Source organism: Burkholderia sp. PvR073, assembly GCF_054055695.1.
Map to the genome: position 1 here is coordinate 25,370 of NZ_JBSRXO010000024.1, position 11,875 is coordinate 37,244.

The window sequence follows — 11,875 nt, forward strand, 5'->3', positions numbered from 1 at the left end:
TCGATCGCCAGAATGGACGTGTCAGGCGGCGAATCGCGATTGCGGTCACGCCGGCGGCGCATCGACGATGCGTCTTCATTGAACCGTTCTCGGGAGTTTCATCATGAATCGCAAACTGATCGCAGCCGCACTGCTCGCCGTCGTCGTCGGAACGCCGGTGGCCGCCTTCGCACAGACTTCGTCGTCCGGCGTGACCCGTGCCGAGGTGATTTCCGATCTCGTTCAGGCAGAACGCGACGGCATCGTGCCCACTTCGAACTCCGACTATCCGCCGAGCGCGGCGACGGTCGCACGCAACCGCGAGCTCTACGCGATCGCGCACGGTGAACAGCGCACCGCGATGGCCGCCGCGGCAACGACCGTATCGACCGCGAGCGCGCAATGAAGCCGGGGAACGTGACGAAGCTCCGTTCCCGGATGGTGGTCGCCGCGTTGCTTGCGGCGACGGCCATGCCGGCCTTTGCGCGCGGGCAGCCGGAATTGCCGAGCGACGACGGCGGCCGTGCGAGTGTGCTGCGCGAGCTCAATCCGACCCGGGCGTCGGATGACGCGCGGTCGCGCACGGCATCCGCCTCCTCGAATGGCGGCGGCAACGCACCCAGGACTGCCGCGACCTGGCGGGTCCGAGCCTCGTCGAGCCCCCAGGGGTGATCCGGGGTGGCGGCTCGAGATCCTTTTCACGCACGTACGTCGAAGTCGGCGCGACAGTGAATCCCGACGGTGTCACCCTGTCGCGCGTCGTCTATCACGCAGGCGATCGAGGCGCTCGCATCGCCAGTTTCACCCACCTTGTCTGAGTCCCGATACCGAATCGGTACGCACGGCCACGCATTTGGAGCCCGAATGCCGGCCCCGGACGATGGTGTCAAAAAGGTGTCGTGCGGATTGGCACGGGAGACCGACGGCGCAACCGCCGGCGCCGTCAAGCAAGCCCGTGCCTGCTGCGCCGCCGATGCGCCGGTCACATCGCATCAATTCCTTATTGCGCAAAAAAATCCGGTCATGGGACTATCGATCGCGTTGTCCGCCCGCCGAGGGGCGGCGCCGTCAGTGTGACGAACGCGCAACGAACGACGAGAATCCCGAGAGACCATGAACAGAACCGCGCTTTTCCCGTACGCGTCCGCACTGGTCGCCGCCGTCCTGATGACGGCGTGCGGCAGTGACGAAATCGAAAACAACGCGGGTGCCACGTCGCCGCCCGTGTCCGACACGAGCTGCCTCGCGATCGACAGCAGCGGCTCGACGGTCGTCGTGGGCTCGAACCAGCCCGGCGATCCGTCGCTGCCGGAAGCCTCGTCGGGCTACCGCACCGGCATGAAGCCCGTCTATGCAAAGAAGTACCTCGTGGCCACCTCGAACGCGTATGCAAGTGCGGCCGGTTGCGCGGTGCTGAAGCGGGGCGGCACGGCCGCCGATGCGGCGGTCGCCGTGCAGGCCGTGCTCGGCCTGACGGTGCCCGAGGCGACCGGCCTCGGCTCGGGCGGCGTGCTGCTCTACTACGATGCGCGCGGCAAGACGCTGCAGGCGTACGACGGGCGCGAAACGGCGCCGGCGGCGGCAACGGAGAACTACCTGCGCTATGTCGACGACCAGAACGACCGGTCGGCGCCGCAACCGAACGCGCGTGCAAGCGGCCGTTCGATCGGCACGATCGGCGTACCGAGGCTCATCGAGGCGTTGCAGCAGGATCACGGCAAGCTGCCGTGGCAGGGGCTGTTCGGCGACGCGATCACGCTCGCGACCAACGGCTTCCCGATCGGCGGCCGGCTGGCCGATGCCATCGCGTTGAACGCCGCGAACCTGAAGCGCGATCCCGAGGCCGCCGCGTATTTCCTGAAAGCGGACGGCACGCCGAAAACGCTCGGCACCGTGCTGAAGAACCCGGCTTACGCGCACACGCTGACGCTGATGGCGCAGTCCGGCGCGAATGCGCTGTACACGGGGCAGATCGCGCAGGACATCGTCGCGAAGATCGCGACGACGCAGGGCGCCGACGGCTCGACGATCACGCCGGGCAAGACGACCGTCGCCGATCTGGCCGCGTACCAGGCGAAGCGTCGCGACCCCGTGTGCACGACCTATCGCAGCTACTGGGTATGCGGGATGCCGCCGCCGTCGTCGGGCGGTATCGCGGTCGCGTCGGCGCTCGGCATTCTCGAGAACTTCGACCTGAAGTCGCTGAAGCCGACGGCGATCGATCTCGAAGGCGGCAAGCCGACCGTCGCCGGCGTGCACCTGATCACCGAAGCCGAGCGGCTCGCGTATGCCGATCGCGACAAGTACGTGGCCGATACGGATTTCGTGCCGCTGCCGGGCGGCACGTGGGACACGCTGCTGAACAAGCCGTACCTGAAGTCGCGTGCCGCATTGATCGACACGAACCACAGCATGGGCACCGCGCAGCCCGGCAATTTCGGCGCAGTGCCGCTCGGCGTCGACACGACGCTGATCGAACACGGCACGAACCAGTTCACGATCGTCGACGCGGACGGCAGCGTGCTGAGCGCGACGACGACCGTCGAGTCGAGCATGGGCTCGTTCCACATGACCAACGGCTTCCTGCTGAACAACCAGCTGACCGATTTCTCGGCGAACCCGCTCGACAGTGCCGGCAATCCGGTGGCGAACCGCGTGCAGCCGGGCAAGCGGCCGCGCAGCTCGATGGCGCCGACGATCGTGTTCGGCACGGCCGCGGACGGCTCGCGCGGCGATTTCGTGATGGCTACCGGTTCGCCGGGCGGCGGTACGATTCCGCAATACGTGGTGAAGACTCTCGTCGGCGCGCTCGACTGGGGGCTCGATGCGCAGCAGTCGGCGGGCCTCGTCGACTTCGGCGCGAGCAACAGCCCGACGACGAACATCGGCGGCGAGCATCCGAACATCAATGCGTCGAACAACGGCGCGAACGATCCGCTGATCGCGGGCCTCGTCGCGCTCGGGCACAAGGTATCGACATCCGCCCAGGCGAGCGGCGTCAACACCGTGATGCGCGTGACGGTCGGACAGTCGCCCGCGCTGCAGGGCGGTACCGATCCGCGTCGCGAAGGCGTCGTGCTCGGCGACACGTTCAGGCCGTAAGCCGGCGGTAGCGGAGAATGGCGTGCGGCTCCCGTCTGCCGGTCGCGGCGGATACGGGGCTGCGCGTCGCCGATGCCGAACGTGAAAGCGGCGCATGGCGGCAACGATCGATGAACAGAACGGCCACGCATCGTGGCAAGGGGCCGCCGTGACGAACGCGCATCTGCTTGAAATGGACGCCATCCTGTCGGCCCCGGGGTTTTTCGATTTCCTCGGCGACGTCGATTGCGATCGCGTGCTGGCCAGCCGCGACGCGGAGCCGTTCGACGCGCGCTGGATGACGGCGTTCGACGAAGTCGACGGCGAACCGGGTGCCGCGCTCGACAAGCGGGCGGTGGATGCGCTCAGGGAAAAGGCGTTCAGGCTGGCGTTCCGGGCATCGGGGAATGCCGACATCGCGGCGTGCGTGTCCGACGACATCGAGCTGATCGCGCGAAGCCGTTCGTCGGGCCGCACCGACGGCTGGCCGACCGAGGTCCTTTGGGATACCTACAGAAATGGTCGCTTTCCCTGCTAGCCAGCGCGTTGTGCCCGGCGCACCGATGCATGCCATCGGACGACGCCAATCACGGGCCGGTCGCGGTGATTGTCAAACAGTGTGAGTCAATCGTCAGCATTTGCAACTGAAGTAACAGTCCCCGCAATTCGACGGTTTTGGACGTTGGCGCCGCTACATTAGCTCCACCTGCCGCACGTCGCGGTGAGGCATGCGACCAGCCGCGGAACGCGGCCCGCAGCAACAACGTCTTTGGGGAGAATGACCATGAACAAGATTCGCACGATTCTGCTTGGCGCCGCGCTGACGGCAATCGCATCGGCGGCTTTCGCACAAACGGCCCAGACGGGCGCTGAGGGTTCCGCCGGCGTCGGCGCGCAAGTCCAGACGCCGCTGCTCGGTGGCGGCGTGGGCGTGCAGGCTGGCGCGGGCGCAGGCAACGTCGTCGGCGGTGCGCTGAACGGCGTGGGCAAGACGGTCGGTAGCGTCGGCTCGGCGGCCGGCAACACGGTCGGTGGCGCGGTCGGTGGCGCGACGCAGGCAGTCGGCTCGGCCGCCGGTTCGGCGAAGGACGCGGCGGTATCGGCCACGCACGCGACGAAGTCGCACGTGAAGCACGTCGCGAGCTCGGCGAAGAACCATGCGCAAGGCGCGGTGTCGACGGCGGGCGATGTCGCCGGCGGCGCGAAGGCGAAGGCCGGCGAAGCGCTCGAGGGCGCGACGAACTCGGTGCAGGGCGGCGCATCGGTCGGCGTGAAGGGTTCGGCGTCGGCGCAAGGCGGCGCGCTGTAAGCGACCCGCTTCCCGCGCAAGCCCGGCCCGCTTCGATGCGGGCCGGGCTTTTTTTATTGATGCGCCGTGCATCGTGACCGGAAGTGTGCGCCGCGGACCGAAACAGGCGGTCCGTGTACGCTCTGCCCATTGCCTGCACGCCATGCTTAAATAGCGGGGCTCCCGGCTGCCGGGCGTCCTAGCGTGGTCGGGTAACATGCCGAGGCATCACGAATTCGAAGTACGGCGAGACGGCGAACGTCGGTGTGATCGGCGTCGCATTGTTCGCGCAGAAGGAAAGCGACGAGGAAGCGCTGCGTCGCAACGCGAATCCGTTCCCGGGCAACGACAACGGTTTTGCACCGCCGCCCGTGCCGCGCGGCGAGTGACGCGGCGGGACGAACTCGCCGTCGTCGGGTTGCCGGGCGTGCGCCTGCGCGGCGCCCGCTTTCAGGTACCATCCCGACCCGCTGGCGACGGGCGGCCGTGCCCGGCGTTCGATATCGTACGATGCCGGTCGACATCGCCCCTTCGTCATGAAACAGAGGAATCTTCGTGAAGTTCATCCACGCGGCAGACATTCACCTTGACAGTCCGTTGCACGGCCTGAGCGCGTATCCCGACGCGCCGGCCGCGCAGTTGCGCAACGCGTCGCGCGAGGCGCTGCGGCAACTCGTGGATCGTGCGATCGAAGAGGAAGTTGCGTTCCTCGTGATCGCCGGCGACCTGTACGACGGCGACTGGAAGGACCACAACACCGGCATTTTCTTCGGCCAGCAAATGGGCCGCCTGCGCAAGGCCGGCATTCGCGCATTCGTGCTCGGCGGCAATCACGATGCCGAAAGCGAAATGACGAAGAAGCTCACCTTGCCCGACAACGTCACCGTGTTCGGCCACCGCAAGCCGGAAACCCACCGGCTGCCGGAATTCGACGTGGCGCTGCATGGGCAGAGCTTCAAGGACAAGGCCGTCGTCGACAATCTCGCGATCGGCTATCCGGACCCGGTGCCGGGTTACTACAACATCGGCGTGCTGCACACCGCGCTCGAAGGCTATGCCGCGCATGCGAACTATGCGCCGTGCACGCTGGCGGAGCTGCACGCGAAAGGCTACGACTACTGGGCGCTCGGCCACGTGCACGAGTTCCAGCAATGGTCGGGGCCGTCGACCGTCGTGTTTCCCGGCAACCTGCAGGGCCGCCATATTCGCGAGACGGGCCGCCGCGGCGCAGTGCTCGTGACGATCGAGCAGGGACGCACGCACATCGAACGTCTGTACCTCGACGTGCTGCGCTGGGAAGCCGTGTCGGTCGACGCGTCCGACTGCTTGACGGTCGCCGACCTGTCGAGAAAGATCGGCCAGTCGCTGGAGGCGCTGCTGAACGTCGATGGCCACGTGCCGCGCGCGGTGCGCGTGACGGTCACGGGGCGTACGCCCGCGCACGGCCTCTTTTTCGGGCGCGCGCCGCAACTGCGCGCGGAGGTGCTGAACCAGATCGGCATCATCGGCAACGAACGGCTGTGGCTGGAGAAGGTCCGGCTCGCGACGTCCGCGCCCGAGCAGCCGCAAGGCGAGAGCGAGCAACTCGAGGCGCTGGAGGATCTCAAGCAGATCCTGGCAGACGCCGCGCACGATCCGGATTTCCTCGCGCTGCTCGAGCGCGACCTGAAGCCGTTCATCGGCAAGGTGCGCAGCGACGTGAAGGAAGAGGTGCCGCTGCTGACGATGGCGCGCGCCGGCGAGCTCACGGCGCTGGTCGAGCAGGTCGGCCCCGCGTTGCTCGCGCGGCTGGCTAGGGGGGAATAAGCGATGCGCATCAGCCAACTCGATCTGATCAAGTACGGCAAGTTCACCGACGAGACGCTGCGCTTTCCGTCGGCCGGCCAGGATTTCCACGTGATCGTGGGGCCGAACGAGGCCGGCAAGTCGACGATCCGGACGGCCGTGTCGGAACTGCTGTTCGGGATGAAGTTGCAGACGCCGCTCGACTTCCTGCATGCGACGCCCGAACTGCGGATCGGCGGCGTGCTGGAGAGCGGCACCGGCGCGCTCGCCTTTCATCGTGCCCGCGGGCGCAGCCCGCTGCGCACACCCGACGACGACAAACTGCCGGATGACTATCTGAACGCCATCCTCGACGGCGCGACGCGCGAATTCTTCGAGCAGATGTTCGGGCTCGACCACGGTCGGCTCGTCGACGGCGGCCGGAGCATCCTCGACGCGTCCGACAAACTCGGCCAGGTGCTGTTCGAATCGGCGGCGGGCGTCGGCACGCTCGGGCCCGTGCGCGAGGAACTCGACGTGCGGGCGGGCGAGCTGTGGGCGCCGCGACGCAGCGGCAGCGCATTCGCGCAGGCGGAGGCGTCGTTCAACGAAGCGGTCGGCGAACTGAAGGCCGTCCAGGTGCGCACGCGCGACTGGGTCGATCGCAAGGAAGCGCGCGATGCGGTCGAGCAGGAGATCGAGCAGGCGCGCACGGAGCAGCGCCGCCTTGAAGCACTGCGCTCGAAGCTCGAGCGCGTGCGGCGATTGGCGCCGTACCTGAAGGAATTGACGATCAAGGAAGCGGCGCTTGCCGAACTGGGCGCTGTCGTCGAGTTGCCGCCGACCGCATACGCAGACCTGCTGAAAGCGCAAGGCGATCTCGCGGCCGAACAGAAGGTGCTCGAGGAGCGCCGTGCGGACCTGCTCGCGAAACGGCAGGCGCGCGATGCGATCGATCCGGATGCCGACGCGCTGGCGCTCGAAGGCGACATCGAAGCACTCGACCGGTTGCGCGGCGCATGCATGAATCACGCACAGGATCTGCTGTTGCTCGGCGCGGACGTCGAGCGGCATCTGTCCGCCGCCGGTTCCGCCGCGGCTCAGCTCGGCTGGCCGACCGACGAGGCGTCGCTGCGCGCGTCGCTGCCGACCGCGCTGTCGCTGAAGACGGTCGCGAACCTGTTGCGGGATCACGGCGCGCTGCATCAGGCGCTGGCCGGCGCGCGCGAATCGCTCGACGAGCGCACGCAGGAACTCGCGCAGGCGCAGGAACAACTGGCGCGCCTGTCCACGGTCGATGTGCCGGAAGTGCTTCGAGCGGCGCTCGCCGACGCGCAGGGTTTTCGCAGCAGCGGTCAGCGCGAACAGGCGCTCGAACGCGACATCGCCGCCGCGGAGCGCGCGCTCGCTGATGCGCTCGATGCGCTCGGCCAGTGGCGCAAGCCGGTCGACGCGCTGCGTGTGCTCGATGTGCCGTCGGCGGCGCGGCTCGGCGCGCTGCTCAACGAAGCAAGCGAGCGCGCGAGCGCGGCGGCCGCCGCACGCGATGCGCGCGACGGCGCGCAGGAGGAACTCGAGCGGCTCGAATTGCAGGAGAAGCATTTCGCCGAAACCCACAAGGTCGTCACGACCGCCGAGGTGCTGGCGGCGCGCGCACGCCGCGACGGTGCGTGGGGCGACATCCGCAGCGGCGCGGTCGATCTTGCAACGGGTGCGCCGGCCGTCGACGATGCAATTCGCCTCGCCGACGAACTCGTTGATGCGCAGCTCGGCGCCACGCAAGCGGCGGCGACGTTGCAATCGCTGCGTCAGCAGGTCGAGTCTGCACGCGCCGTATTGACGCGCCGGCAGGCGACAGTCGACGAGCGTGAGCGCGAGCTGGCCGCGCACCGCGACGCATGGTCCGACCTCGCGGCGACGGCCGGCGTGCCTGGCATGCCGCTGGCGGCGATGGGCGACTGGCTCGCGAAGCGCGACACGGTGTTTGCCGCGCAACTCGAGCTTGACCGCCAGCGCCGCGAATTCGAGACGATCCGCGAAGCGCGGGCCGGCGCGGAAGCTGCGTTGCGTACGGCGCTGCGCCTGGTGTCGCGCGGCAGCGACGCCGACGGGCTGGCGGCGCTCATTGCGATCGCCGAGACGTTCGTGCAATCGGCCGAGAAGACGCTCGCGCAGAAGGACAGCCTGGAGGACCGCGTGCGCGAAGCCGAACGCGGATGCGCGACGGCCCGTTCACGCGCCGGCCAGGCCCAGGCGGCCTACGATGCGTGGCAAGCACAATGGCGCGATGCGCTCGCCGACGCGAAGCTGTCAGCGAATGCGGTGACGCTGGCTGCAGCGGAAGGGGCGCTCGGGCTCGCGAATGCGGTGACGGCCGAATTGGCCGGCGCCGATGCGCCGCGCAACCGGATGGCCGCGATCCGTGCGGAGCTGGCCGCGCTCGAGGCCGGCGCACGTCGGCTGGCTGAAGCGCTCGAGCCCGCATGGCTGGCGAGCGGCGACTGGCTGGACGTTGCGCGCCGGTTGACGATGCGCGTGGCGGCCGCACGGGAAACCGCGCGTGCGATCGATCGTGCCGACGACGCGGTGCGGCAGGCCGACGGCAAGGTCGCCGATGCGGCCGCCGCGGTGGCGGGTGCGGATGCGCGCATTCAGCCGTTGCTGCAACTGGCCGGCGTCGCGTCGATCGACGCGGCGCTGCCGCTGGCCGAGCGATCGGATCGACAGCGCCAGCTTCGGCAGGCTGTCGATGCCGCGAAGGAGGCGCTGGTGCGCGATGGCGACGGGTTGTCCCAGGCGGCCGTCGAGGCCGAAGTCGCGGAACAGGACATCGCCGACGTGCCCGCGCATCTCGAAGCAGTGAAGCAGTCGCTCGGCGACGTCGGCAAGCGCCTGAACGCGCTCGCGCAACAACAGGTCGTCGCCCAGCAGGCATTCGGCGCGATCGACGGCCAGGCGAGCGCGGCCGTGGCCGAGGCGAAGCGACAGGAAGCGCTGGCCGCGATGGGCGATGCGGCCGAACAGTATCTGGAAGCGGCGACCGCGAGCCGTTTGCTGAAGTGGGCGACCGATCGCTATCGCGACCAGAAGCAGGGGCCGATGCTGCGCCGGGCGGGCGAGATTTTCGCGGGGCTCACGCTCGGCGAATTCGCACGGCTGACCGTCGACACCGAACGGACGCCACCCGCGCTGTACGCGCGGCGCACGAAGGGCACGTCGGTCGAGGTTGCCGGCCTGAGCGAAGGGACGCGCGATCAGTTGTTTCTCGCGCTGCGGATCGCGGCGCTCGAACTGCAGCTCGCCAGCCGGACCGCGTTGCCGTTCGTTGCCGACGATCTGTTCATCAACTTCGACGATGCGCGTGCGAAGGCGGGGCTCGAGGCGCTGCGCGATCTGTCGACGCGAACCCAGGTGCTGTTCCTGACGCACCACGATCACCTGCTGCCGCTCGTGCGGGACGTGTTCGGCGCGCAGGTCAACGTGGTCGGGCTGCAGCGCGAGACGGCCGGCGCATGACGTCGGGCGGCTCGATGTTCCCGATACGTGGGAATGATCATCGCGTACAGGTAGTATGTGCGGTTCCGAAACGGACGCGACCGGTTCTGCCGGCCGTAGTCCGGCCACACGAGGGGTCAATATGAACAAGCTGGTAGCTGCCATCGCATTCGCGGCGGACAAGCATCGCAATCAGCGGCGCAAGGACGACGAGGCATCGCCGTACATCAACCATCCGATCGCGCTGGCCGATGTGCTGGCCAACGAAGCCGGCATCGAGGACGAGCGCGTGATCGTCGCGGCTGTGTTGCACGACACGATCGAGGATACGGAGACAACCGAGCAGGAACTGCTGCGGCTGTTCGGCAAGGACGTCGCGGACATCGTGATGGAAGTCACCGACGACAAGTCGTTGCCGAAGGACGAGCGCAAGCGCCTTCAGGTCGAGCATGCGGCGAGCATCAGCCGACGCGCGAAGCTCGTGAAGCTGGCCGACAAGATCTGCAACCTGCGCGACATCGCGCGGCATCCGCCCGCGGACTGGTCGCTCGAGCGCAAGCAGGCGTACTTCGACTGGGCGAAGTCGGTCGTCGACCGGATGCGCGGCGTGCATCCCGGCCTGGAGGGGATCTTCGATGCCGCGTATGACGCGCGGCCGGCGGACTGACGCGCAGCCATGCACGCGGCCCGATCCCGATCCGTCGCGTGGCCATCGCCTGCGGTGGCGGGCGTCGACGTGGGCGGCGACAAGAAGCAATGCGATCTCGTGATCCTGCGGGGCTCGACGATCGTCTGCCGTGAGGCGCGAATCGCGCCCGAAGCGCTGCCTTCGCTGTGTATCGAGCATGACGTGGTGGCCGTCGGCGTCGATGCGCCGAGCCTGTGGTGGACGGGAAGCGGACGCCGCGCGGCCGAGCAGGCGCTCGCGCGCGAGCGGATCTCGTGCTTTCCGACGCCGTCGCGCGAACAGGCCGTGACCAGTGCGTCGGGCTTCTTCGACTGGATGTTCATGGGCGAGCGCGTATACCGCGCGCTGGCGCAGGCCTATCCGCTGCTCACCGACGCACGGTATGCCGGCGGACGCGTGAGCTTCGAGACCTACCCGTACGCGATTACCTGCGCGATGCTCGGCAAGGCGATTGCGTCGGCGAAGCAGAAACGCAACCAGCGCCGGCAATTGCTCGCGCAAGTCGGGATCGACGTGTCGACACTGCGCTCGGTCGACGCGCGGGACGCCACGCTATGCGCATTGACCGCGCAATACGTGATCGACGGAAACGCGCACGCGTATGGCGATGCGGAGGGCGGGTATATCCGTGTGCCGATCGTCCGCGAGACGATCGTGCTCGATACGCTCTAGTCACTCACGCGCCGCGGCTGGCTGGTACCCGTGAGCCCGTGACGGCAAGGTGAGCTTTTGCGGGGAACGTATCGGACTGTCGACGTCAAGGTGTCGAGCAGTGACAGCCGGTCGGCAGGTGCGCAGCCGGTGGCATGCGCAACATGTTCAGGCGATGCGCCGTACGCCTCCCGGCCGTGATGCTCAGTCTTCGAGAATGGACTTCGGCACGCTGGAGAGATCGCAAGCGTCCGCTTGCTCGAAATAGGCTTGCGCATCGTCGATCATCACGACCGCGACGTCGATCAGTTCGTCGAGCCGCTGCAGCAGCGATTCGCGCCACTCGATGTCCTCGTCGCGCTCGGGCGTCTTGTCGAGCTGCTCGATGATCGAGTCGGCCGTCTGCAGGAACGGGATCGCCTGCTGATAGTTTTCGATCGAGACCATCGCGGCGTTGCGTGCGCCGACGAGCCGTTCGCGATGCTCGTCCGCCAGTTCGGACTCGCCGCTGATACGCGGCAGGAGATCCGAGATGCGTTGCAGAAGCGGCGGGACCTGTTCTTCCAGCATGACGGCGCGCTCGCGCAGCGCGGCATATTCGTCGCGAAGATCGGCGTCGCCGGATTGAGTGGTGCTGTCCATCGTCGGTATGAGTGCGTTGTTCGATCGCGGGATGATACTCGACGGCGCGTACCCCTTTGTTTGTTCCGCGGCATGGTGACTGACGCGAGGTACATACGGGATGCTGTCGGCCTCTTATATATAGGACGAAAGAAGGACGCGCGCAGGATCCTTCGCGGGCGCCTGGCGAAGCTGTATTTAGAGCGCCATGCACCAAGCCCCCGTGCGCGGCAGCGCACGGGGGCTTTTTCAAAATATTTTCACAAAGGGGCTTGCGGAGACGGGGTGGGGTGCTTAGAATCACGCCT

10 protein-coding genes are annotated in these 11,875 nt (G+C 67.8%); 9 read left to right on the top strand and 1 reads right to left on the bottom strand.

Annotation, left to right across the window (positions count from 1 at the left end):
- Nucleotides 1–103: 103 nt before the first annotated feature.
- The 9 genes from ACVK00_RS34010 to ACVK00_RS34050 all read left to right on the top strand — a co-directional run bounded on the left by ACVK00_RS34010 (nucleotide 104) and on the right by ACVK00_RS34050 (nucleotide 10,967).
- The gene (locus ACVK00_RS34010; protein ID WP_228910424.1) at nucleotides 104–385 is read left to right on the top strand and encodes a DUF4148 domain-containing protein; all 282 of its coding nucleotides are present in this window, start codon (nucleotides 104–106) and stop codon (nucleotides 383–385) included.
- 707 nt (nucleotides 386–1,092) lie between these two features.
- The gene (locus ACVK00_RS34015; RefSeq protein ID WP_284901031.1) at nucleotides 1,093–3,081 is read left to right on the top strand and encodes a gamma-glutamyltransferase family protein; all 1,989 of its coding nucleotides are present in this window, start codon (nucleotides 1,093–1,095) and stop codon (nucleotides 3,079–3,081) included.
- 172 nt (nucleotides 3,082–3,253) lie between these two features.
- A complete protein-coding gene (locus tag ACVK00_RS34020) occupies nucleotides 3,254–3,598 on the top strand; it encodes a hypothetical protein (protein WP_284901028.1) in 345 nt (114 codons plus the stop codon).
- A 246-nt stretch (nucleotides 3,599–3,844) separates the two neighbouring features.
- Nucleotides 3,845–4,369 carry a hypothetical protein gene (locus ACVK00_RS34025; protein ID WP_284901026.1) on the top strand — a complete coding sequence of 175 codons (525 nt, stop codon included), beginning with the start codon at nucleotides 3,845–3,847 and terminating at the stop codon, nucleotides 4,367–4,369.
- Nucleotides 4,370–4,614: 245 nt separating this feature from the next.
- Nucleotides 4,615–4,737, top strand: coding sequence for a hypothetical protein (locus ACVK00_RS34030; protein ID WP_267479001.1), 123 nt, complete (start codon nucleotides 4,615–4,617; stop codon nucleotides 4,735–4,737).
- Nucleotides 4,738–4,903: 166 nt separating this feature from the next.
- Nucleotides 4,904–6,154, top strand: a complete 1,251-nt coding sequence (locus tag ACVK00_RS34035) for a metallophosphoesterase family protein (RefSeq protein WP_284901022.1) — start codon at nucleotides 4,904–4,906, stop codon at nucleotides 6,152–6,154.
- Between the two features lie 3 nt (nucleotides 6,155–6,157).
- Nucleotides 6,158–9,628 carry a YhaN family protein gene (locus ACVK00_RS34040; protein ID WP_284901020.1) on the top strand — a complete coding sequence of 1,157 codons (3,471 nt, stop codon included), beginning with the start codon at nucleotides 6,158–6,160 and terminating at the stop codon, nucleotides 9,626–9,628.
- Between the two features lie 121 nt (nucleotides 9,629–9,749).
- Nucleotides 9,750–10,274 carry an HD domain-containing protein gene (locus ACVK00_RS34045; protein WP_228910430.1) on the top strand — a complete coding sequence of 175 codons (525 nt, stop codon included), beginning with the start codon at nucleotides 9,750–9,752 and terminating at the stop codon, nucleotides 10,272–10,274.
- 9 nt (nucleotides 10,275–10,283) lie between these two features.
- Nucleotides 10,284–10,967, top strand: coding sequence for a DUF429 domain-containing protein (locus ACVK00_RS34050; protein WP_284901018.1), 684 nt, complete (start codon nucleotides 10,284–10,286; stop codon nucleotides 10,965–10,967).
- A 183-nt stretch (nucleotides 10,968–11,150) separates the two neighbouring features.
- Here the strand turns inward: ACVK00_RS34050 and ACVK00_RS34055 are convergent, their stop codons facing one another.
- The gene (locus ACVK00_RS34055) at nucleotides 11,151–11,588 is read right to left on the bottom strand and encodes an ATPase (protein WP_228910432.1); all 438 of its coding nucleotides are present in this window, start codon (nucleotides 11,586–11,588) and stop codon (nucleotides 11,151–11,153) included.
- Between the last annotated feature and the right edge of the window lie 287 nt (nucleotides 11,589–11,875).